This window comes from Limosilactobacillus mucosae, assembly GCF_013423865.1.
Classification (GTDB): Bacteria; Bacillota; Bacilli; order Lactobacillales; family Lactobacillaceae; genus Limosilactobacillus; species Limosilactobacillus mucosae.
In genome coordinates this window covers 1,744,837-1,768,246 of the sequence record NZ_CP058954.1, presented here as the reverse complement: position 1 = coordinate 1,768,246, position 23,410 = coordinate 1,744,837, and the positions used below count along the sequence as shown (strand labels likewise).

15 protein-coding genes and 3 tRNA genes are annotated in these 23,410 nt (G+C 47.0%); 15 read left to right on the top strand and 3 right to left on the bottom strand.

The features are described 5' to 3' along the window. Nucleotides 1-9 precede the first annotated feature (9 nt). From H0G69_RS08800 to H0G69_RS08790, 3 genes are all read left to right on the top strand, one after another. A tRNA-Gly gene (locus H0G69_RS08800) sits at nt 10-81 on the top strand. Between the two features lie 19 nt (nt 82-100). Continuing rightward, a tRNA-Arg gene (locus tag H0G69_RS08795) sits at nt 101-174 on the top strand. 6 nt (nt 175-180) lie between these two features. Next, nucleotides 181-252 (top strand) — tRNA-Gly (locus H0G69_RS08790). A 93-nt stretch (nt 253-345) separates the two neighbouring features. On the opposite strand, the gene H0G69_RS08785 is transcribed toward H0G69_RS08790, so the two are convergent. Further along, on the bottom strand, nt 346-2,118 hold the full coding sequence (locus H0G69_RS08785; protein WP_180304720.1) for an oleate hydratase: 1,773 nt from the start codon (nt 2,116-2,118) through the stop codon (nt 346-348). Nucleotides 2,119-2,230: 112 nt separating this feature from the next. Between H0G69_RS08785 and H0G69_RS08780 the strand changes: the two genes are divergently transcribed. Continuing rightward, nucleotides 2,231-2,749 (top strand): TetR/AcrR family transcriptional regulator, encoded by a 519-nt coding sequence (locus tag H0G69_RS08780; protein ID WP_006500638.1) that lies wholly within the window; start codon nt 2,231-2,233, stop codon nt 2,747-2,749. A gap of 64 nt (nt 2,750-2,813) precedes the next feature. Here the strand turns inward: H0G69_RS08780 and H0G69_RS08775 are convergent, their stop codons facing one another. Then, nucleotides 2,814-4,400 (bottom strand): amidohydrolase, encoded by a 1,587-nt coding sequence (locus H0G69_RS08775; protein ID WP_006500637.1) that lies wholly within the window; start codon nt 4,398-4,400, stop codon nt 2,814-2,816. Between the two features lie 378 nt (nt 4,401-4,778). On the opposite strand from H0G69_RS08775, the gene adhP reads away from it, so the two are divergent. The 7 genes from adhP (at nt 4,779) to H0G69_RS08740 (ending at nt 18,471) form a co-directional block, all read left to right on the top strand. Then, on the top strand, nt 4,779-5,801 hold the full coding sequence (gene adhP / locus H0G69_RS08770) for an alcohol dehydrogenase AdhP (protein WP_006500636.1): 1,023 nt from the start codon (nt 4,779-4,781) through the stop codon (nt 5,799-5,801). A 162-nt stretch (nt 5,802-5,963) separates the two neighbouring features. Beyond that, nucleotides 5,964-6,431, top strand: coding sequence for a CtsR family transcriptional regulator (locus H0G69_RS08765; protein ID WP_006500635.1), 468 nt, complete (start codon nt 5,964-5,966; stop codon nt 6,429-6,431). Nucleotides 6,432-6,453: 22 nt separating this feature from the next. Next, nucleotides 6,454-8,952, top strand: coding sequence for an ATP-dependent Clp protease ATP-binding subunit (locus H0G69_RS08760; protein ID WP_180304719.1), 2,499 nt, complete (start codon nt 6,454-6,456; stop codon nt 8,950-8,952). Between the two features lie 189 nt (nt 8,953-9,141). Continuing rightward, nucleotides 9,142-9,750 carry a TetR/AcrR family transcriptional regulator gene (locus H0G69_RS08755; RefSeq protein ID WP_006500633.1) on the top strand — a complete coding sequence of 203 codons (609 nt, stop codon included), beginning with the start codon at nt 9,142-9,144 and terminating at the stop codon, nt 9,748-9,750. A gap of 226 nt (nt 9,751-9,976) precedes the next feature. Further along, nucleotides 9,977-13,537: a DNA-directed RNA polymerase subunit beta gene (gene rpoB / locus H0G69_RS08750; RefSeq protein ID WP_180304718.1), complete on the top strand. Its 3,561-nt coding sequence runs from the start codon at nt 9,977-9,979 to the stop codon at nt 13,535-13,537. Nucleotides 13,538-13,569: 32 nt separating this feature from the next. Beyond that, complete coding sequence (gene rpoC / locus H0G69_RS08745) at nt 13,570-17,208, top strand: DNA-directed RNA polymerase subunit beta' (protein ID WP_180304717.1); 3,639 nt, start codon at nt 13,570-13,572, stop codon at nt 17,206-17,208. 96 nt (nt 17,209-17,304) lie between these two features. Beyond that, complete coding sequence (locus tag H0G69_RS08740; RefSeq protein WP_180304716.1) at nt 17,305-18,471, top strand: ABC transporter permease; 1,167 nt, start codon at nt 17,305-17,307, stop codon at nt 18,469-18,471. 26 nt (nt 18,472-18,497) lie between these two features. Here H0G69_RS08740 and H0G69_RS08735 read toward each other — a convergent pair whose 3' ends face one another. After that, nucleotides 18,498-19,181, bottom strand: coding sequence for a prepilin peptidase (locus tag H0G69_RS08735; protein ID WP_180304715.1), 684 nt, complete (start codon nt 19,179-19,181; stop codon nt 18,498-18,500). Between the two features lie 263 nt (nt 19,182-19,444). Here H0G69_RS08735 and rpsL point away from each other — a divergent pair, with 263 nt between their 5' ends. The 4 genes from rpsL to rpsJ all read left to right on the top strand — a co-directional run bounded on the left by rpsL (nt 19,445) and on the right by rpsJ (nt 23,403). Continuing rightward, nucleotides 19,445-19,858 carry a 30S ribosomal protein S12 gene (rpsL, locus tag H0G69_RS08730; protein ID WP_006500627.1) on the top strand — a complete coding sequence of 138 codons (414 nt, stop codon included), beginning with the start codon at nt 19,445-19,447 and terminating at the stop codon, nt 19,856-19,858. 19 nt (nt 19,859-19,877) lie between these two features. Beyond that, the gene (gene rpsG / locus H0G69_RS08725; RefSeq protein WP_006500626.1) at nt 19,878-20,348 is read left to right on the top strand and encodes a 30S ribosomal protein S7; all 471 of its coding nucleotides are present in this window, start codon (nt 19,878-19,880) and stop codon (nt 20,346-20,348) included. Nucleotides 20,349-20,484: 136 nt separating this feature from the next. Then, the gene (gene fusA, locus H0G69_RS08720) at nt 20,485-22,569 is read left to right on the top strand and encodes an elongation factor G (RefSeq protein ID WP_033934656.1); all 2,085 of its coding nucleotides are present in this window, start codon (nt 20,485-20,487) and stop codon (nt 22,567-22,569) included. Between the two features lie 525 nt (nt 22,570-23,094). Further along, nucleotides 23,095-23,403 carry a 30S ribosomal protein S10 gene (rpsJ, locus tag H0G69_RS08715; protein ID WP_033934655.1) on the top strand — a complete coding sequence of 103 codons (309 nt, stop codon included), beginning with the start codon at nt 23,095-23,097 and terminating at the stop codon, nt 23,401-23,403. Nucleotides 23,404-23,410: the final 7 nt, after the last annotated feature.

Below are 23,410 nucleotides of genomic sequence, written 5' to 3'. Positions count from 1 at the left end.
AAACATTATGCGGAAGTAGTTCAGTGGTAGAACATCACCTTGCCATGGTGGGGGTCGCGGGTTCGAATCCCGTCTTCCGCTTGAATTGAATATTTATTATGCACCCATAGCGCAATTGGATAGAGTGTCTGACTACGAATCAGAAGGTTGAAGGTTCGACTCCTTCTGGGTGCATTTCTTGCGGAAGTAGTTCAGTGGTAGAACATCACCTTGCCATGGTGGGGGTCGCGGGTTCGAATCCCGTCTTCCGCTTTTTGTATGCCGATGATTTTTCATCGGTTTTTTTGTTGAAAAAGATCCGGTCATTACCATTTTGGTACTGACCGGATCTGATTGTTACTAGGCTTAAATCAGCCGATATTCTTTTAAGAGTTCTTCGATATAGGTTCCCTTGACTTTTTTGAGTCCCTCTTTAACTAATAGTTTCTGAGACAATGGCAAGTCCAGTTCAGTTAATTTCTTTTGATCATTAAGATAATACATGGCATTCATCATCAAACGAACGTCAAAGGCTGAGGCAAATACTTCTGGAACGCCCCGGTCAATGTCAAGCAGCGTATAGACGGCTTCCATGGCAGTGCGAACGGAGTATTCAGTTGTAAAGACCGTATCACGTGGCGTTTCAGCAAAGTTGCCGATAAAGGCTAGATTCTTGGAATGCTTTGGTACGACTAATGGACGGTCACCCAAGGATCGCGGCATAAAGTAGGATGTGATATACGGCATGTGAGCAGGAATCGTTGTTGCTGCTTTTGCCATGGCTGGAATATCATTTTCTGGTACACCCATATGATATAGCCACTCCTCACATAGCTCGATACCGGTACATTCGGGCATCGTTTTTTTAACATAGTTGCCGGCTTTATCAGAGAAGAGACCGTACAGCCAGACGATCAGTTCATTAGGCTTCTGTTGATGAAAATGAGGCTGCCGACTGATCGAATAGCCTAGGAGCCAGTTGGAGTCCTTGATTGTTGTAGGGCCGCTGGTTACGATCGAGCCACTGTGCGGATCTTTCTTATTTACTTTTTCAATAAATGGTACGATATCATTGTTTTTAAAAGTAATTGTAGCCGACATGGTCCAGTTTGCATTTGGAATCTGCTCGCAGAACTTTTCTGGATGACCAAAATCACTGTCTTGGGCTGCCAGGTTCTTCCATAGCTGCCAGCTAGCGCCAAGCGGATGATCGGTTGGTGCAGGGTGATCATTGTCGCCGTACGTGGTGCTTTCGGTGATCGAACCATTTGTTACAAAGACCAGATCATTTGGTGTCAGTTCGATATTTTGCGGCTCACCAGCAACTGTCATCTCGATCTTAGTGGCAAGCTTGTCATCACCAGAGCGGTTAACGATGATGTTGTCGACGATGGTTTCTTGATGGAATTGAACCTCATGATCCTTTAAGAATTTAACCATTGGGAGAATCAATGACTCATATTGGTTGAATTTGGTAAAACGCAGTGATGAAAGATTTTTGAGCGTACCGACGTGTTGGATAAACCGCATCAGATAACGACGCATTTCCATGGCGCTGGCCCATGGCTCAAAGGCAAACATCGTACACCAGTAGAGCCAGAAATTGGATTGGAAGAACTCTTTGTCAAAGACCTCATTGATTTTGACGTCCTGAAGTTTTTCTTCTGGCGTTAAAACCAAGTCAACGATCTCTTTGACTGCTTTTGGCGTCAGCAGCAGCTGTCCATCGGTTGGCAAAGCTTCACCGCGATTCTGAATGACACGAGTTTTAGCATAGCAAGGGTCTTTACGGTTTAGACGATAGAACTCATCCAATACTGAAGCACCGGGGACTTCCAGTGACGGAATCGAACGAAACAGATCCCAAAGCGTCTCAAAATGCGGTTCCATTTCACGGCCGCCGCGAATAATATAGGAATTGCGCTGAACGCTGTAAATTCCATCCATGCTGCCGCCTGGAACTGATAATTCTTCAAGAATATGGATCTTTTTACCTGGCATCTGTCCGTCACGAATCAAAAAGACGGCTGTAGCTAATCCAGCCAGACCTGCTCCAATGATATATGCCGATTTTTTTTCGATATCGGCTGGCTTGTCAGCATTAACGAACGCCTCGTAGTTTCCATTTGTATAATGCATCATGCTCGCTCCTTTCAATACTAAAAATCGTTACACCTGTAACTATGCTTTTATAATATTGTTGACGCTTTCATTTGTCAATCGTTTTTAGGAAAGCGAGGAATTAACATTAATGAATAAAAAGAGTCAAAAAACACAACTGAAAATTGAGCAAGCAATGTTCGAGCTGCTTAAGGAAAAGCCTTATGCTGAACTAACGGTAGCTGAAATCGCACAACGAGCCATGGTGTCGCGAATGGCTTTTTACCGTAATTTCGGTGGCAAGGATGCAATCTTGACGCATTTTTTGCAACAGGAATTTGCTGCTTTTATTCAAGATATCAAAGAACATGACCTGAATTCATTGGAACAGCAGCTTACGGCCTATCTTAGCCACTTCAAGAATCATCCGGATTTGATGCGTGTTTTGTTGAAAGCAGGTTTTGAAGGTGAACTGCTCAATCAGCAAACAGCTTACCTGCATCGTTTGCTGATTGAGTATCATCCAGAACTTGATCTTTCAGACTATGCAATCAGCTACCAGTCTGGCGGAATCTATATGCTGCTGGTTTGGTGGGTTAATGATGATTTTACTACGCCGGTTGAGCTGCTGGTCGATTATGCACGACGCCATATCATGCTGAATAAATAAAAACTGACCGTCATCAATCAAATGGATTGGTGACGGTCAGACTGATTATAATCAATTTGAATGCTTATTTCGATGCCTTTTGGTAGACGCGCTGGCCCTTAAACCAGGTTTCGTTTGCATTTACGGTTGCCAGTTCATCTTTTGCGGCGCTGAAGATATCTTTGTTTAAAATTACAAAGTCAGCTGATTTACCAACCTCTAGCGTTCCGTTATGTGTAAACCCGCCAATTTCTGCTGCCCATTTGGTATAGCCTAAGATGGCCTGCGGAACGGTAATGGCTTCTTCAATGTTTACAACGTCATTATTGGCAGCTTGGCGCGTTACGGCTGCATAGATACTGTAGAAAGGACTGTCAGGCTCGGCCCAGGGAGTGCATGGCGCATCAGAGCTTAAAGTCGTCAGTGCCTTTGATTTAAGCATTGATTTAACACGGTAGGCCAGTTTGAACTGTTCCGGCGTCAAATAGCTGCGATAGGATTCATCTTCTGCAAAGAAAAAGATTGGCTGGGTGGAGAGACCGTACCACATTTTGGCGTGATTGATCTGATCAAGCATCTGGTCGCTAAGCAGCGAAGCGTGTTCGATACGGATTGAAGGCATATCATCCAGCCAAGGATCTAAATCACAGGTCGTATCTAAAACCAGCTGAATTGCCGCATCACCCATTGCGTGAATGGCGGCCTGCAGCTGATGTTTTTGGGCAAATTCGATGGCCGTCTTCAGCTTGGTCTGGTCAGTAAGCAAAACACCACGTTTGCCAGAGGGATAAGGCAATGAGTTGTCAGCGGTCTCGCCAGAAATACTGCCGTCCATGAAAATCTTGATGCCGGCTACCCGCAGCTGATCATCGCCCACTGGATCAAGGTCTTGACCAGGCTTCAGCTCATCATAGACATAATAGATGGAGGCTCGTGGCTTAAAGCCCTGCTTGACGGCATCCTGATAAAGGCGCAGCGTAGGGTAGGGATTGAGCCGACCCATCATTTCGCCAATTGCAACGATGCCGTTTTCAAGGTAATGATCGGAGCTGTTGACCATGTTTTGCACGTCATTTTCATAGCTTTGCGCCGACTTGGCTCGAATCAGCAGCTGACTGGCGGCTACCTCACGCATAAAGCCAGTGGGACGACCATCTGGAAAACGTTCGATATGGCCGCCTTTTGGATCTGGGGTGTTTTGATCGATACCGGCCAGTGCCAAGGCTTTTGAGTTGCCAACTGATGAATGACAGTCGGAACGGTAGATAAAGATCGGCTGTTCGGTAGTAACTTGGTCCAGATCGTCAACGGTTGGCGCGCGATGTTCTGCCAGCTTGGTTTCGTCAAAGCCCCAGCCCTCGATCCAGACATCCGGGCCTTGACCATACTGCGGGGATGCCTTGAGGGCGGCGATCATTTCTTGAATGCTGTTGACGTTAGGGGGCGTACAGGCCGTCCCGTGGAGAGCATCCGCGATATATTTGGGATGGGTATGGCAATCGATCAGTCCAGGCAAAACCGTTTGCTGATGCAGATCAATCGCTTGGGGATCGTCAACCTGTTCAGTCTGACCAATCCAGCTGATGCGGCCATCTTTAACTTTAAAGGCAGAGACAAAATCAGTTTCGCTGGTACCGACGAATACCTTGCCGTTGACAAAAGTTTGTTCCATAGTTAATTCCTCCGTGATACTTTGGTAGCGGTAACATTATGATAATCCGCCAACCGTACTGAGACAACCTTGGAAAAATAAAACTGAACATTATATTCATTACTATCTAAAAAATCAAAATTAGCATTTTAATCAGGCGTGAGCTATCCAAACAATGAAAGCCTTCACTTATTTTTGATAAGTTTAAATCTGCACAAGCTAAAAATAATTTTGAAAGTGCTTTAGATGGCTGTGAAGCCCTTTACATCGGTAGGAAACCGTTTTTTAAATTCAGTGGTCTAGGATAAATGTGCAAACGTTCACTTTCCAAATCGATATGAATCTGCTAAGATAGGGGCTGTAAAGGAAATCTAATGATTGCAAAGGAGATTTTGCTCTATGAAAGCTGCTGTTATTCGTGAAAATTGTGATGGCTTCGTGGACGTTAAGGACGTTACGCTGCGTGATCTGAAGCCAGGTGAAGCGCTGGTCGACATGGAATACTGTGGTCTTTGCCACACTGACCTGCACGTTGCTGCCGGCGATTTTGGCAAGAAGCCTGGTACGATTATTGGTCACGAAGGTGTTGGCCGCGTATCTAAGGTTGCTCCTGGCGTTACCAGCCTGAAAGTTGGCGACCGAGTATCAATTGCTTGGTTCTTTAAGGGCTGTGGCCATTGTGAGTACTGTCTGACGGGTCGTGAAACGCTTTGCCGCAACGTTTTGAACGCTGGCTACACTGCTGATGGCGCTATGGCTCAACAATGCATCGTTCCTGCTGACTATGCAGTTAAAGTACCAGAAGGCCTGGACCCAGTTGAGGCAACTTCTCTGACCTGTGCCGGCGTTACGATGTACAAGGCACTGAAGGTTTCCGGCATCAAGCCAGGTCAATGGGTATCAATCGTTGGTGCTGGTGGTCTGGGTAACCTGGGGATTCAATTTGCCCACAACGTATTTGGTGCTCACGTTGTTGCCGTTGATGGTAACCCTGACAAACTGGAAGCTGCCAAGAAGGAAGGCGCTGAAGTTCTGATCAACCGTCATGACGGCAATGTTGACGAACAGATCCAAGAAAAGGTTGGCGGCGTTCATGCAGCTGTTGTTACGGCCGTTACGCCAGCTGCCTTTGACCAAGCTGTTGGTTCCCTGCGTCCAGATGGCAAGCTGGTTGCCGTTGCTCTGCCAAAGGGTGACATGCAGCTGAACATCGCCAAGACGGTTCTGGATGGGATCGTTGTTGCTGGTTCACTGGTTGGTACTCGTCAAGACCTGGCTGAATGTTTCCAATTCGGTGCTGAAGGCAAGGTTCACCCAATCGTCAAGACCCGCAAGCTGGAAGAAATCAACGACATGATTCAAGAACTTAAGGACAACAAAGTGGTTGGCCGGAACGTCGTTGACTTTGTACACAACAAATAATTGAATAACGGCTAAGGCAAGCTGATCTTAGCAATCTAAAATTTAAGGCTCATCGTTGTTTTTGCAGCGATGAGTTTTTTTAATTTAAAATCGGAATTTTATGGATATATATGATAAAATGAAGGTCAACATTAGTCAGATAAAGAAAGAGGGGGCGAAATTTTGGAAGACCGCAGTATTTCAGATATTATTGAAGCCTATCTTAAAGAGATTCTTGGCAACTCAGAGCAGATCGAGATACGTCGTTCAGAAGTGGCCAACCATTTCGATGTGGTACCATCACAGATCAATTATGTAATTAAAACTCGCTTCACCCTGCAAAATGGCTACCTGGTTCAAAGTAAACGTGGCGGTGGCGGCTATATCCGCATTGAACGCATCAATCTATTGGATGATGTCGATGTCTTGGACATGCTGATCAATGCAATTGGCGACTCAATCAGTGAACGAGATGCCTTTGACGTGATTCGAACTTTATATGAAGAAAAAGTTATTACACGGCGAGAAGGCGATTTAATGATGGTGATGGTCGCCAAACAAACCTTGAAACTGGATAGTCGAGTTAAAGAAAATCAGCTGCGGGCCCGGGTTTTGACTTCACTGTTGAACCGGCTGCGTTTTGAAAGCTAAGAGAGAAAGAGACGGTGATTTAATGGACAATAATTCATACACCCGAAGCGCGCAAAACGTTTTGCAAATTGCTCAAGAACAGGCACACTACTTTAAGCATCAGGCCGTGGGTACCGAGCATCTGCTGCTGGCGTTGAGCATGGTTTCTAATAGTATTGCGGGCCGTGTCTTGAATCAGTTTAACGTCACCAGCGATGATATTCGCGAAGAAATCGAAAGCCTAACCGGTTATGGTACGATGCAAGAGGCTGATCGCGATACCTATCTGCCTGATTCGCCCAAGCTGCGCAGTATTTTATTGTTGGCTAAGCAGATGGCCCAGCGTCTGCAGGCCCCTCAAATTGGCACCGAGCATCTGCTGTTAGCCCTGCTGAGTGATGATGCAATTCTATCATCACGAATCTTAAGCAATCTGGACGTTAATCCCAAACAGGCGCGTCGGATTTTGCTGCGGCGCCTAGGAATTGCTGAAAATCAGCAGCGGCGGGCACCACGGCGACGTCCTGGTGAAAATGATGGCAGCGATGGTGAGGTTCAGGGAACGCCAACGTTAGACAAGCTGGCTCGTGATCTGACACAGATTGCGCGCAGTGATGGCATGGATCCTGTAGTTGGCCGCGATCGTGAAATCAAGCGGGTAGTTCAGATCCTCAGTCGTCGGACTAAAAACAATCCGGTGCTGATTGGTGAGCCAGGGGTCGGCAAAACCGCGATCGCAGAAGGACTGGCCGAACGGATCGTAGCTGGTCGGGTTCCTGAAGAACTGGCTGATAAGCGACTGATGATGCTGAATATGGGGTCGCTGGTTGCGGGCACCAAGTATCGCGGTGAGTTTGAGGACCGCTTGAAAAAAATCATCAATGAAATCTATCATGACGGCCATGTGATTCTTTTTATCGATGAGCTGCACACTCTGGTTGGAGCTGGTGGTGCAGAAGGGGCAATTGATGCCTCAAATATCTTAAAGCCAGCGCTGGCCCGTGGTGAACTGCAGACGATTGGCGCAACGACACTGGATGAGTATCAAAAATACATTGAATCAGACGCAGCTTTGGAACGGCGCTTTGCAACGGTTCAAGTTGAAGAGCCGACTGCTGAGGATGCGCTGGCGATTCTAAAAGGATTGCGGCCCAAATATGAAGAGCATCATCACGTCAAAATCGATGATGAAGCCTTGGAAGCTGCCGTTAAGCTGTCAACGCGTTATTTGACGAGCCGTTTTCTGCCAGATAAGGCCATTGATTTGATGGACGAGGCAGCGGCCATGGTGCGCATCGAAGCTGAAGAACAGTCCTCACCACTGGCAAACGAACAGGCTCAGCTGCGCAAATTAGGCGAGGAAAAAGAACAGGCCATTGAACAGCAGGACTTTGATCGCGCGGCCCAGCTCAGGCAGGCTGAACTGACCATCAAGGCGCGGCTGACGCAAGAAGAAGAGCAGCGACGAAAGCAGGCTGATCAGTATCAGCTGCACGTTACCGGCGAAGACATTGCTAAAGTGGTGGCTGAGTGGACGGGGGTGCCGCTGACCCAGCTGCAGAAGACGGAAAGCGAACGGCTGATCAATCTGGAACGAGTCCTGCATCAGCGCGTGATTGGTCAGGATGAGGCGGTTTCGGCAATTGCCCGTTCAATTCGTCGAGCGCGCAGTGGTCTTAAGGATCCTAATCGGCCAATTGGCTCATTTATGTTTCTGGGGCCAACCGGCGTCGGGAAGACTGAACTGGCTAAGGCCCTGGCTGAAGCAATGTTTGGCTCTGAAAACAATATGATCCGTGTTGATATGTCTGAGTATATGGAAAAATACAGCGTCAGTCGTTTGATTGGGGCGGCTCCTGGCTATGTCGGCTATGATGAGGGCGGTCAGTTGACGGAAAAGGTTCGTCAGCATCCATATAGCGTCGTGCTGCTTGATGAAGCCGAGAAAGCGCACCCCGACGTATTTAACTTGTTGCTGCAGGTACTGGACGATGGCTATCTGACGGATTCAAAAGGTCGGCGCGTTGATTTCCGCAATACGATCTTGATTATGACTTCTAATCTTGGGGCCACCCAGCTGCAGGATGAAAAAACGGTTGGCTTTGGGGCTGCCGACATGACGGCGGATTATCAGGCCATGTCAGCCGCCATTAAGCAGCAGCTGAAACTGCACTTCCGGCCAGAATTTCTAAATCGGATTGATGAAACGATCATCTTCCACTCTTTGAATCAAAAAGAGCTGCATCAGATCGTTAAGCTCCTGGCTGACAAGGTAAAACAACGGATGGCTGAACGTGATATCAAGGTACGCTTTACGCCAGGTGCAATTGATGTGATTGCCAAAGCCGGCTATGATCCTGAATATGGAGCACGACCATTGCGGCGCTCACTGCAGAATCTGGTTGAGGATCCATTGAGCGAGGCATTGCTGGCCGGGGCAGTCCAAACTGGTGATGAAGTCGTGATTGGTTCGCATCAGGGCAAGATTACGCTAAAGGACAAGCGCGGGGATGCCAAGCCTGAATTGATTGCGCTACCTTAAAATTCTGTTGGTTTCGATAAATAACCTGATAGATAAATTTTATTAGTCATTGAATCATCATTTAATGAAATGAGATTTAATGACTTTTATTTTTGGCGAATTGGTAACCCAAGCTTGCAAGAACTGGGTTTTCGTGTGAGAATTATTTTTGACTAATATGGGAAACCGATAAGGGAGAATCGATAGAACATGAAACGAGCAGAACAATTGGCAAAAACTCGCCAAGCAATTTTGAAAACCGCTACGACACTGTTTTTGCAAAAAGGCTTTTCTGGTGCCTCCACCAGAGATATTGCCAAGCAGATCGGCATCACTCAGCCAGCTTTGTACCACCATTTTAATGATAAGGAAGTTTTATACCTGGCTGTTTTGACCAATCTATGCGGTAAGGTTCGCCAGGATATCAACAAGGTTATGCGCAAGCAGCAGATTGATCCAGAAGAACGACTGTATGGAATTACTGAAGTATTGAGAAAACATCATCCGCTCAACGTTTACGATCAGTATCAAGAAGCCAAAAGAGAGCTTTCCGAAAGTGCTCAGCGCAAACTGGACATGCTGTTTACAATGGATTACCTTGAACCGATTGCTGATTTTTTTAAACTTCCTGAAGTGCATCTGCGGCCGGATCTGTTGCCTAAAGAAGCGGCGGAGTTGTTTATTGCTGATCTGTCGCCGATCTTTAAATCATTTCAACCAATTGGCGGCCATGCCATCTCTGAAGAGCAGCGTACCAAACTGATTTTGAGCTGCATTTTGCGCGGCCTGACGGTTCCGGCAACGGCCAGTGAAAAATAAAAACTAAATATTGACAATGAATTTGCAAACGCGTATGATAACTGGTGTATGTAATTGCGAGTTCATTTGAGTTCCGTGATCTCTTGTCCATGGGATTCTTTATAAAAACCAAAGACAGCACCTAGCTGTTTTTGGATTTTTTTTGCCCAAAAGCAGGAATTTTGATGATTTGTAATCAAAATGTAATATTACAAATTTGAATGAACTTGCCCAACAAATTTGAGAGGTGAATAGTTTGGCCGGACATTTAGTAAAATACGGTAAGCACCGTACGCGTCGCAGTTACTCCCGTATCAAGGAAGTACTGGACCTGCCTAACTTGATTGAAATCCAGACCGATTCCTATAACTGGTTTATGGAAAAAGGTCTGCGGGAAATGTTTAACGACATCATGCCAATCGATGACTTCCAAGGCAAACTGTCGCTGGAATTCGTCGACTACCAACTGCTTGAACCTAAGTATACGGTTGATGAAGCCCGGGAACACGATGCAAACTACTCTGCACCGCTGCACGTTACCCTGCGCTTGACGAACCACGAAACTGGCGAAATCAAGTCCCAAGACGTGTTCTTCGGCGACTTCCCACTGATGACGGACCAAGGTACCTTTATTATCAATGGTGCGGAACGAGTAATCGTTTCTCAACTGGTTCGTTCACCTGGCGTTTACTACAATGAAGAAGATGACAAAAACGGCCGGCCAAGCTATGGCGCTACTTTTATTCCCAACCGTGGTGCCTGGCTGGAATACGAAACCGATGCGAAGGGCATCTCTTACGTACGGGTTGACCGGACACGGAAGCTGCCTTTGACTGAAATGGTGCGTGCGCTGGGCTTTGGCTCTGACGATGAGATCATTGACATGCTGGGTGGCAACAGTGAAGGCCTGTCTGCTACGATTGATAAAGACGTGCACAAGAACCCTGAAGACTCACGAGTTGAAGAAGCCTTAAAGGACATCTACGAACGCTTGCGTCCAGGTGAGCCTAAGACGGCTGACTCAGCACGGAATCTGCTGACGGCTCGCTTCTTTGATCCAAAGCGCTACGATATGGCACCAGTTGGCCGTTACAAGACCAACAAGAAACTGATGATGAAGTACCGGCTGCTGGGTCAAACGCTGGCTGAAACGCTGGCTGATCCGGAAACTGGCGAAATCCTGGCTAACAAGGGTGATGTAGTTACCAAAGAAGTATTGAAGACTTTGGAACCGGCCCTGGACAACGATGACTTCAAGATGGTTACCTATACGCCATCTGATGAAGCTGTTGTTACGGCACCGGTTAAGCTGCAAAAGATCCTGGTTTACTCCAAGAACGATCCTGACCGCGTTGTGCCTATCGTAGCCAACGGTCACATTCCTTTGGAGCTTAAGCACATTCAGCCAGCCGACATCATTGCGTCCATCAACTACTTCTTCAACCTGCAAGAAGGCATTGGCACAACTGATGACATCGACCACTTGGGTAACCGGCGGATTCGTTCCGTAGGTGAGCTGCTGCAGAACCAATTCCGGATCGGCTTGGCTCGGATGGAACGTGTGGTTCGTGAACGGATGTCGATTCAAGACGTTAACACGGTTACGCCACAGCAGCTGATCAACATTCGGCCAGTAGTTGCCTCAATTAAGGAATTCTTTGGTTCTTCACAGCTTTCTCAGTTCATGGACCAAACCAACCCACTGGGCGAACTTTCCCACAAGCGGCGTCTGTCTGCCCTTGGTCCTGGTGGTTTGACTCGTGACCGGGCCGGCTATGAAGTTCGTGACGTTCACTATACTCACTACGGCCGGATGTGCCCAATTGAAACGCCTGAAGGTCCTAACATCGGTCTGATCAACTCACTGTCATCCTATGCTCGGATCAATGAATATGGCTTTATCGAAACGCCATACCACCGTGTTTCATGGGATACGCACAAGGTTACCGACAAGATCGACTATCTGACTGCCGATGAAGAAGATAACTACATCATTGCTCAGGCTAACACCAAACTTAATGATGACGGCTCATTTGCTGATGAAGAAATCATGTGCCGGCATAAGGATGACTATGTTGAAACGACTCCTGAAAACGTCGACTACATGGATATCTCGCCTAAGCAGGTTGTTTCCGTTGCCTCAGCATGTATTCCTTTCTTGGAAAACGATGACTCCAACCGTGCCTTGATGGGTGCCAACATGCAGCGTCAGGCGGTTCCTTTGATCGACCCTCATGCACCGCTGATTGGTACTGGGATTGAATACAAAGCCGCTCATGACTCTGGGGTTGCCTTGGTTGCCAAGAAGGCTGGTACGGTTGAATACGTCGATGCTCGTGAAATTCGCGTTCGTGAAGAAGACGGCACGCTTGACACCTACAAGCTGATGAAATTCCGTCGTTCCAACGGTGGTAAGAACTACAACCAGCGTCCAATCGTCAAGGTCGGTGAACATATCGATGCTGATGACGTTTTGGCTGATGGTCCATCAATGGAACAAGGTGAACTGGCGCTGGGTCAAAACCCATTGATTGCCTTTATGACTTGGCAAGGCTACAACTTTGAAGATGCCATTGCCATCAATGAACGCTTGATTAAAGAAGACGTCTACACTTCAATTCATATCGAATCATATGAATCTGAAGCTCGTGAAACCAAGCTCGGACCAGAAGAAATGACCAGCGAGATCCCTAACGTTGGTGCCGATGCCTTGAAGAACCTGGACGAAACCGGTGTTATTCGTGTTGGTGCTGAGGTTAACGACGGTGACATTCTGGTTGGTAAGGTTACGCCAAAGGGAATGACTGAGCTGTCAGCTGAAGAACGGCTGCTGCACGCCATCTTTGGTGAAAAGTCGCGTGAGGTTCGTGATACGTCGCTGCGGGTACCACACGGCGGTGGCGGTATCGTTCAAGACGTTAAGGTATTTACGCGTGAAAACGGTGATGAGCTGGCTCCTGGTGTCAACAAGATGGTTCGGGTCTACATTGCTCAAAAGCGTAAGATCCAAGTCGGTGACAAGATGGCCGGCCGTCACGGTAACAAGGGTACGGTTTCAATCGTGGTACCGGAAGAAGACATGCCATACATGCCAGATGGTACGCCAATCGATATCATGCTGAGTCCAATGGGTGTGCCTTCCCGTATGAACATTGGTCAGGTTATCGAACTGCACCTGGGGATGGCTGCTCGCAAGCTGGGTATCCACATTGCTACGCCAGTCTTTGATGGGGCAACCGATGAAGACGTTTGGGAAGCAGTTAAGGAAGCCGGACTGCCATCTGATGGCAAGACGATTCTTTATGATGGCCGCACGGGTGAACCATTTGAACAACGAGTTTCCGTTGGTGTCATGCACTATCTGAAGCTGGCACACATGGTTGACGACAAGATTCACGCTCGTTCAATTGGACCTTACTCACTGGTTACGCAACAGCCATTGGGTGGTAAGGCACAATTTGGTGGTCAGCGTTTCGGTGAAATGGAAGTCTGGGCCCTCGAAGCCTATGGTGCTGCCTACACGCTGCAAGAAATCTTGACTTACAAGTCTGATGACGTTGTTGGTCGTGTCAACACCTATGAAGCCATCATCAATGGTGACCCAATTCCAAAGCCAGGTGTTCCTGAATCCTTCCGCGTGCTGGTTAAGGAACTGCAATCCCTTGGTCTGGATATGAAGGTGCTTGACAGTCAAAACGAAGAAGTTCAACTCAAGAACATGGATGAAGGCGTGGCCGACATCCGCAAGCTGGCTCGCGATGGCAGCGACAAGCACGAAGAAGTCAAAGACGAAGCAAAACAAGACTAGTTTGCCTGAATTGAAATAAGGAGGATCATCCTTTGATTGACGTCAATAAATTTGAAAGCATGCAGATCGGTCTGGCCTCACCACAAAAGATCCGCAGCTGGTCGTACGGGGAAGTTAAAAAGCCGGAAACGATCAACTACCGGACGCTGAAGCCGGAAAAAGACGGTCTGTTTGACGAACGAATCTTTGGTCCAACCAAGGATTACGAATGTGCTTGTGGCAAATACAAGCGGATTCGTTTCAAGGGCCGCGTTTGTGACCGCTGTGGAGTTGAGGTTACCAGCTCCAAGGTACGTCGCGAACGGATGGGGCACATTGAGCTGGCCGCCCCTGTTTCTCACATTTGGTACTTCAAGGGTATCCCTAGTCGAATGGGCCTGGTCTTGGACATGAGCCCACGTGCCCTGGAAGAAGTTATCTACTTTGCTTCTTACGTTGTTTTGGATGCCGGTGACACGCCACTGGAAGAGAAACAATTGCTCTCTGAAGCAGAATATCGTGAAAAGAAGGAAGAGTACGGCGATCGCTTTACTGCTGAAATGGGTGCTGAAGCCATTCAAAAATTGTTGGCTGACGTTGACCTGGAAAAGGAAGCTACCGAATTAAAAGCCGTCTTGAAAGAAGCTACTGGCCAAAAGCGGACGCGCGCCGTTCGTCGTCTGGACATTCTGGAAGCCTTCTTAAAATCTGGCAACAAGCCAGAATGGATGGTTATGGACGTTATTCCAGTTATGCCGCCTGATTTGCGGCCAATGGTACAACTGGAAGGTGGCCGTTTCGCAACTTCTGATTTGAACGATCTGTACCGGCGGGTTATCAACCGTAACAATCGTCTGAAGCGGCTGTTGGAATTGAACGCGCCTGGCATCATTGTTCAAAACGAAAAACGGATGCTGCAGGAAGCTGTTGATGCCCTGATCGATAACGGTCGTCGTGGTCGTCCGGTTGCTGGTCCTGGTAACCGTCCATTGAAGTCGCTGTCGCACCTGTTGAAAGGTAAGCAAGGGCGTTTCCGTCAAAACCTGCTGGGTAAGCGTGTTGACTACTCTGGTCGTTCGGTTATCGATGTTGGCCCTAACCTGAAGATGAACCAGATGGGGCTGCCAGTACCAATGGCAATGGAACTGTTCAAGCCATTTATCATGCATGAATTGACCAAACGGGGCCTGGCTACCAACGTTAAGGCTGCTAAGCGCTTGATCGATAAGCGCGACAACAAGGTCTTCGATGTCTTGGAAGACGTTATCAGTGAACACCCAGTTCTGCTTAACCGGGCACCTACTCTGCACCGTTTGGGTATTCAAGCCTTTGAACCGGTATTGGTATCTGGTAAGGCAATGCGGCTGCACCCACTGGTTTGTGCCGCCTACAACGCCGACTTTGACGGTGACCAAATGGCTATTCACGTTCCGCTGTCTGATGAGGCACAAGCTGAAGCCCGTCTGCTGATGCTGGCTGCTCACCATATCCTGTCGCCTCGTGACGGTGAACCAATCGTGGCACCTTCTCAAGATATGGTTATCGGTAACTACTACATGACGACCGAAGATAAGGCTCGTGAAGGCGAAGGCATGATCTTTAAGGATGCAAATGAAGCCTACATGGCCTACAAGGATGGCTTTGTTGCCCTGCAGACGCGGGTTGGGGTTCAGGTTTCTTCAATGCCAAAGAAGCCATTTACTGATGAACAGCGCAGTCAGATCATGGTTACCAGTGTTGGTAAGCTGATCTTTAACGGCATCATGCCAGAAGACTACTACTACATCAATGAGCCAACCAATGACAATCTGCTGAATGGTGTTCCTGACAAGTACTTCCTGGATAAGGGTGAAGATATTCACGCCTACTTGGAAAATGCGCCACTGGTTCCGCCATTTAAGAAGGGCTTCTTGTCCGATATCATTGCCGAAGTCTACAAGAAGTACAAGGTTACCAAGACCTCGCAATTCCTTGACCGCATCAAGGATCTGGGTTACTACGAATCCACGATTTCTGGTGTTACCGTGGGGATTGCCGATATTACTGACTTGAAGGAAAAGCCGGCAATCATCGAAAATGCTCATAAGCAGGTTGCTTTGGTTACCAAGCAGTTCCGTCGTGGTCTGATTACTGATGATGAACGTTATGAACGAGTTATTGGCATTTGGAATGATGCTAAAGATGAAGTTCAAAACAAGCTGATTGAACACATGGACATTCACAACCCAATCAACATGATGTCTGACTCGGGTGCTCGTGGTAACATCTCCAACTTTACTCAGCTGGCCGGGATGCGTGGTCTGATGGCCGCTCCTAACGGTAAGATCATGGAACTGCCAGTCCTTTCAAACTTCCGTGAAGGTCTTTCAGTTCTGGAAATGTTCTTGTCATCTCACGGTGCTCGTAAAGGTATGACTGATACGGCCCTTAAGACTGCCAACTCAGGTTACTTGACTCGTCGTCTGGTTGATGTTGCCCAAGACGTGGTCGTTCGTGAAAAAGACTGTGGTACTGATCGTGGTCTGGATGTTGCCGCAATTACTGAAGGCAATGAAATGATCGAGCCGCTTTACGATCGGATTCTGGGTCGTTACACGATGAAGTCCGTCTTTGATCCAGAAACTGGCGAGAAGATCTGTGACAAGAACGTCTTGGTTGACGAAGAGATGGCTCAAAAGATCGTTGATGCTGGAGTTAAGAAGGTAACGATCCGCTCAGCCTTCACTTGCAACACTGAACACGGTGTCTGCGAACGCTGCTACGGTCGCAACGCTGCTACTGGCGACAAGGTTGAGGCCGGTGAAGCCGTTGGTACGGTTGCTGCTCAATCAATCGGTGAACCAGGTACTCAATTGACGCTGCGGAACTTCCACACTGGTGGGGTTGCTGGCAACGACGATATCACGCAAGGTCTTCCTCGTGTGCAAGAAATCGTGGAAGCACGGAATCCTAAAGGTAAGGCAACGATTTCTGAAGTTACCGGTGAAGTTCAATCAATCGAAGAAAACCCAGCTGAACGAACGAAAGACGTTACGATTGCTGGTGAGAACGACACGCGGACTTACACGCTGCCAATCACGGCTCGTCTTAAGGTTGAAGAAGGCGACTACATTCACCGTGGGATGCAATTGAATGAAGGTTCGATTGATCCTAAGGAACTGATCCGCGTTCGCGACGTTCTGTCTACGGAAACCTACCTGTTGGCTGAAGTTCAAAAGGTTTACCGGATGCAGGGTATTGATCTGCTCGACAAGCACGTTGAAATTATGATTCGCCAAATGATGCGCAAGGTTCGTGTCATGGATCCTGGTGATACTGATCTTTTGCCAGGTGAATTGATGGATATCAGTCAATTCCGCGATGCCAACCGTGATACGTTGGTTGCCGGCAACATTCCGGCAACGTCACGTCCGGTTATCTTGGGAATTACCAAGGCTGCCTTGGAGACCAACAGTTTCCTGTCAGCAGCCTCCTTCCAAGAAACAACTCGTGTCTTGACGGATGCTGCTATTCGTGGCAAGAACGATCCACTGGTTGGTTTGAAGGAAAACGTTATTATCGGGAAGCTGATTCCTGCTGGTACTGGTATGAGCAACTACCGCAACATCAAGCCAAAAGAAGTTGCTGTAGCTGCCGATGCACCAATGAAATCAACCAGCGATATCGAAGCCGAAATGAAAAAGCAAAAGTAGGCTAAAGCTTTTGTGATTAAATAGTGCTATTCGTGGGGCCTAGTATTTGGTTTGATTCCAAATGCTGGGCCCCATTGTTATTTTTGGGAATTTGCTATGAAAAAATATCGAATTGATTTACCAGCCAAAGCAGTAGAAAATCTAGAGCTGGAGAAAAATACCTCTTTAGTATTGATGGTTGACAATAAGACATTGACAATTCGGCCGAGTCGCACTGTTGAAATGCTGCCTCAGATTATGATGCGCTGGTATCTGATCCCCGCGGTGCTGGCAGCAGTTATCTTTTTCTGCCTTAGCTGGTCCAATCATCATTGGGTTATTTCATTAACTGGTAACTGGTCAATTGGCTTTGCGTCACTTTATCTTGGGACGTTTAGCGGCGTCGTGGCTTTTGCGACTGCGTTTATCAGACAAAAAAGACATCGCAGCGGGCCGGCGATGGAGCTGCATTGGCGAAATCTGCCGACGCTGCTGATTGCTTTTGGAACGATTTTGGCGATCTCGATCATGATTGTTTTTTGGCTCGCGGAGAAGATGTTTGCAGGGGCCAGTTTTGACATCTACACCTCAACTTTATTCGTCTTTTTATTTGTTGCGGCAATCACCTATGGAATGCTTAATCTGGCGATGACGATTTCCGAAGCGATTATTACCAATTCAATGATGATTATGATTATTGGTGGAATGCTGTTCTCAATGCTGACCAATTCAAATCGTGACTGGTGGCACTATAATTTCAGCTACTTGGGGACGCAGCAGAATGCTACCTATTGGCGATTTAACATTACCTTGATTTTTTCAGCCCTATTGATGGCGACTTTAGTTGATTACCTGTTCTTTAATCTGCAGAAAAAATATCCTGATCGTGGTGTTAAGGTCCTGCGAATTCTCCTGTATGCTGAGGCAGCATGCTTAGGTGGGATCGGCTGTTTTCCAAATGATCCGCAATATCACGTCTTGCATGATCGGATCTCAATGTGGCTGGTTTATATTATGATTTTGATCATCGGCCTGTTAAGGTGGCTGATGCCAGGGTTGTCCAGACAGTTTTTAAAGATTTCCTATATTATTGGCGGCATCATGGCACTTGACTGGTTGGTATTTAAAGCTACCAGCTATCTTTCTTTAACTGCCTTTGAACTGTTGGAATTCGGTCTATCGTTTTCGTGGCTGCTTTTACTTTTTCAAAACCTGGAGTATCTTGCTCGGATTGGTGATCAGATTTTTCCGGTTCGAATCGAAAAAAATGACGATTATCAATAGCGACAATGATTAGATTCAAAGTTGATCTAGCTCGGTGTTAATATCAAAGTGATAACGATACCGAGGCTTAAGTAGGGAACAAAAGGCAAAGCCTGATACCGAGAATGAAGGCTTAATATTCCCAGCCCAGCTGCAATTAAAACGGTAGTGGCAACAAATTTTATTGAAGTACAGAGCTGCAGGATAAAGATCAACTCAATATCGCCAATGCCGATGCCGTTACTGGTCAAAAAACTCATAATCAATAAACCGACTAAGATGGCAATGGCCGCCGACAAACGCAGCCATTGCCATCTTTGATTTAAAAGCCAAAATAGACTAAACAGACCAATTAGCCAGATTGGCCAGATCCACTGGGCAAAATAATCGGTTGCTGAACACACCAGCAGGCTGGTTGACAGTATCAATAATGCCGTTATGATTTTAGGATCAAGGATAAACAGTTCATACCAAAGCCAGCCATTTATGAGCTCACTAAATGTTGAGTAACAGCCGATAGATGCATGACAAAAATGACACCGACCTTTTTGAATCAGCCAGCCGATGACCGGAATCAGCTGCCACCAGGTTAGCTGCTGGTGGCAACTATTACAATAGGATCTTTGGGGATCAAACAGTGAGATCTGATTAAGCAGACGCCAGATAACTGTATTGATGAAAGAAGCCAGACAAGCGCCCCAGACAGCAGCCAATAATTTTAAGACAATCATTTTAAGTTTCCCCTTTCTAATATTGCTATATGCAAAAAGTTGAATTTAGCACTAAAAGAAAAATCGACTGTCCGTTGACATTTTAGAGGATGCATGATAGGGTATTTAAGGTGCTTTTTTTAGCAACGGATTGTGTCTGTCGTTGGGGCAGATGACATGCGTCGGCGAAGGCACATAAAAGAATAGCATTCGGGAATTTTTTTATACTCAAAAAAGAATCACCTGGATGTGTGGACTTAAAAACAAGAAAGGGGTATAACTACATGCCAACCATTAACCAATTGGTACGTAAGGGCCGTAAGAGCCACAAGGGCAAGTCAAAGTCACCTGCCCTGGGTTACGTTTACAACAGTTTCAAGAAGGAAGAAATCGCTGCACCATCTCCACAAAAGCGTGGGGTTGCAACTCGTGTCGGTACGATGACGCCTAAGAAGCCTAACTCTGCTTTGCGGAAGTACGCTCGTGTTCGTCTGTCCAACCTGATCGAAGTTACTGCCTATATTCCAGGTGTTGGTCACAACCTTCAAGAACACTCAGTTGTTTTGATCCGTGGTGGTCGTGTAAAGGACCTTCCTGGGGTTCGTTACCACATCATCCGTGGTACTCTTGATACTGCCGGTGTGGAAGGCCGTATGCAAGGTCGTTCCAAGTACGGTGCCAAGAAGCCTAAGAAATAATTAAAGGAGGGGTAAATCAATGCCACGTAAAGGACATGTTGTAAAGCCAGAAGTATTGCCAGATCCAATTTACAACTCAAAGCTGGTTACTAGTCTGATCAACCACCTGATGATCGACGGTAAGCGGGGTACTGCTACTAAGATTCTGTACGCTGCTTTTGACCGCATCAAGGAACAAACTGGCAACGATCCAGTAGAAGTTTTCCAACAAGCTATGGACAACGTTGAACCAGTTCTGGAAGTTAAGGCACGCCGTATCGGTGGTTCCAACTACCAAGTTCCAATCGAAGTTCGTCCAGAACGTCGAGTAACGCTGGGCCTGCGTTGGATTGTTCAATACGCTCGTCTTCGTGGTGAACACACCATGGTTGAACGTCTGGCAGGCGAAATCATTGATGCATCCAACAACACTGGTGCTTCAATCAAGAAGAAGGAAGATACTCACCGCATGGCCGAAGCCAACCGTGCTTTTGCTCACTACCGGTGGTAAGCTTCATCAATTGTTGATAGCTGCTTAGCTGTCGACTATGATGTGAGGGGTGACGCAGATATTTAATCGAACGTCACCCCTTTTTCTAAAACTAATTTAAATTGATTTTTTTAACTGGAAGGAGAAAACTTTTAAGATGGCTAACAAACGTGAATACCCTCTTGAAAAGACCCGTAACATTGGGATCATGGCCCACATCGATGCTGGTAAGACCACGGCCACTGAACGGATTCTTTACTACACTGGTAAGATTCACAAGATTGGTGAAACCCATGATGGTGCTTCCCAAATGGACTGGATGGATGAAGAAAAGGAACGTGGTATCACGATCACGTCCGCTGCCACTACGGCCGTTTGGAAAGACTACCGTATCAACATCATCGACACCCCAGGTCACGTTGACTTCACTGTCGAAGTTGAACGTTCGCTGCGTGTTCTTGATGGTGCCGTAACGGTTTTGGACGCTCAAGCCGGTGTTGAACCACAAACCGAAACTGTTTGGCGTCAAGCTGACGACTTCGATGTTCCTCGAATCGTCTTTGCCAACAAGATGGACAAGATGGGTGCCGACTTTGACTACTCTGTTCAAACGATCAAGGACCGTCTGAACGTTACGCCACTGCCAATTCAAATGCCAATTGGTGCTGAAGATGACTTCATCGGTGTTATCGACCTGGTTAAGATGGTTGCCTACGTTTATGATGAAGATGCTGAAGGTAAGAACTGGGATACTGTTGAAATCCCTGCTGACCTGAAGGACGAAGCTGAATCTCGTCACGATGCACTGCTGGAAACGCTGGCTGACGTTGATGACAACATCATGGAAAAGTACCTTGGCGGTGAAGAACTTTCTGTTGAAGAAATCAAAGCTGCTATCCGTAAGGCTACTCTGTCTGAAGAGCTGTTCCCAGTTCTGGCAGGTTCGGCCTACAAGGATAAGGGTATCCAAATGATGCTGGACGCCGTTATCGACTACCTGCCATCTCCACTGGATGTTAAGCCATTCGAAGCAACTGATGAAAATGGTGAAAAGGTTGAACTGACTGCCGGTGACGACAAGCCATTTGCCGCTTTGGCATTTAAGATCGCTACTGACCCATTCGTTGGTCGTTTGACGTTCCTGCGTGTCTACACTGGTTCTCTGCAATCAGGTTCCTACGTTCTGAACGCAACCAAGGGCAAGCGTGAACGTGTTGGTCGTCTGCTGCAAATGCACTCCAACCAACAACACGAAATTCCAGAAGTGTTCTCTGGGGACATTGCTGCTGCTATCGGTCTGAAGAACACCACTACCGGTGACTCCCTGACTGATCCAGATCACCCATTGCAACTGGAATCGATGGACTTCCCAGAACCAGTTATCCAAGTTTCTGTTGAACCTAAGTCTAAGGCTGACCAAGACAAGATGGACAAAGGTCTGCAAAAGCTGGCTGAAGAAGACCCTACCTTCAAGGCTGAAACTAACCCTGAAACTGGTGAAACTCTGATCGCCGGGATGGGTGAGCTGCACCTGGACATCATCGTTGAACGTCTGCGTCGTGAATTCCACGCCGAAGTTACTGTTGGTAAGCCACAAGTTTCCTACCGTGAAGCATTTACGACGGCTGCCTCTGCACAAGGTAAGTTCGTTCGTCAATCCGGTGGTAAGGGTCAATACGGTGACGTTTGGATCGAATTTACGCCGCTTGAAGAAGGTGCCGGTTTCGAATTCGAAGATGCCATTGTCGGTGGTGTCGTTCCTCGTGAATACATTCCAGCCGTTGAACAAGGTCTGAAGGAAGCTATGCAAAATGGTGTCCTGGCCGGTTACCCACTGGTTGACTTGAAGGCTAAGCTCTACGATGGTAGCTACCACGAAGTCGACTCTTCTGAAGCCGCATTTAAGGTTGCTGCTTCTCTGGCATTGAAGAACGCTGCTAAGAAGGCTAACCCAGTTATTCTTGAACCAATCATGAAGGTTGACATTGTTGTTCCTCAAGACAACATGGGTGACGTTATGGGTCAAGTAACTGCTCGTCGTGGTACGATCGATGGTATGGAAGAACGTGGCAATGCTCAAGAAATCCACTCCTTCGTTCCACTGTCTGAAATGTTTGGTTACGCAACGGCTCTGCGTTCTGCTACGCAAGGTCGTGGTACCTTCACGATGACGTTTGATCACTACTCTGCTGTTCCAAAGAGCGTGCAAGAAGACATCATCAAGAAAAACGGCAAAGAATAGTTAATCTTGTTCTTTGCTTCAAAGCTCGTCTGCTGTTATGCAGGCGAGCTTTTTTATTTTCTACTATAATAAAAAATAGATCGTACCAGATTTGCATCAGCAAAATTGAAGATTGATTTATAAAAAATATTCAGCTTTTTTTGAGAAAAGACTCGACAAGCTTAAAAAGACGTGGGATAATACTCGGCAGACTGTTGCCATTCAGTCGTTCACTGGCTGCCGTTAATTTAAAAACATTTCGACTGATTTTTTTGCGCCGCATCTGCGTCAAAAAATTTTCAAGAATGTTACAAATTAAATCATCAAGAATTAATTCAAAAAAAACCTTGATACGACGGCAATTCTTTAGTATTATGGATAAGTGCTTGAGCTTAGAAACGGGGATTTTAAAGGCCCCGGGGTTCAGCCAAACAGTGAAAGCTGTGATGTGGAAGGTTGCGACACACCCGGCCGCTTTGCCATAGGGCGTGGCGGTAATTTCCACGGAGCTAGTCAAATTTTAAATCTGACGAAGGAGGGAATAAAATGGCAAAACAAAAGATTCGCATTCGTTTAAAGGCTTACGAACACCGCGTACTTGACGAATCCGCAGACAAGATCGTTAACACCGCTAAGCGGACCGGTGCTCAAGTTTCAGGCCCAATTCCGTTGCCAACTGAACGGACTCTGTACACGGTGATTCGTTCACCACACAAGTTCAAGAAGTCTCGGGAACAATTTGAAATGCGTACCCACAAGCGCCTGATCGACATCATCGACCCAACCCCTAAGACGGTTGACTCCTTGATGAAACTTGATCTGCCAAGTGGCGTTGACATTGAAATTAAACTGTAATTAAAAA

Bases quoted from the DNA above. Each gene is read 5' to 3' on its own strand.
- H0G69_RS08785 (WP_180304720.1), bottom strand. From the start codon at position 2,118: ATGCATTATACAAATGGAAACTACGAGGCGTTCGTTAATGCTGACAAG.
- H0G69_RS08780 (WP_006500638.1), top strand. From the start codon at position 2,231: ATGAATAAAAAGAGTCAAAAAACACAACTGAAAATTGAGCAAGCAATG.
- H0G69_RS08775 (WP_006500637.1), bottom strand. From the start codon at position 4,400: ATGGAACAAACTTTTGTCAACGGCAAGGTATTCGTCGGTACCAGCGAA.
- adhP (WP_006500636.1), top strand. From the start codon at position 4,779: ATGAAAGCTGCTGTTATTCGTGAAAATTGTGATGGCTTCGTGGACGTT.
- H0G69_RS08760 (WP_180304719.1), top strand. From the start codon at position 6,454: ATGGACAATAATTCATACACCCGAAGCGCGCAAAACGTTTTGCAAATT.
- H0G69_RS08755 (WP_006500633.1), top strand. From the start codon at position 9,142: ATGAAACGAGCAGAACAATTGGCAAAAACTCGCCAAGCAATTTTGAAA.
- H0G69_RS08740 (WP_180304716.1), top strand. From the start codon at position 17,305: ATGAAAAAATATCGAATTGATTTACCAGCCAAAGCAGTAGAAAATCTA.
- H0G69_RS08735 (WP_180304715.1), bottom strand. From the start codon at position 19,181: ATGATTGTCTTAAAATTATTGGCTGCTGTCTGGGGCGCTTGTCTGGCT.
- rpsL (WP_006500627.1), top strand. From the start codon at position 19,445: ATGCCAACCATTAACCAATTGGTACGTAAGGGCCGTAAGAGCCACAAG.
- rpsG (WP_006500626.1), top strand. From the start codon at position 19,878: ATGCCACGTAAAGGACATGTTGTAAAGCCAGAAGTATTGCCAGATCCA.
- fusA (WP_033934656.1), top strand. From the start codon at position 20,485: ATGGCTAACAAACGTGAATACCCTCTTGAAAAGACCCGTAACATTGGG.
- rpsJ (WP_033934655.1), top strand. From the start codon at position 23,095: ATGGCAAAACAAAAGATTCGCATTCGTTTAAAGGCTTACGAACACCGC.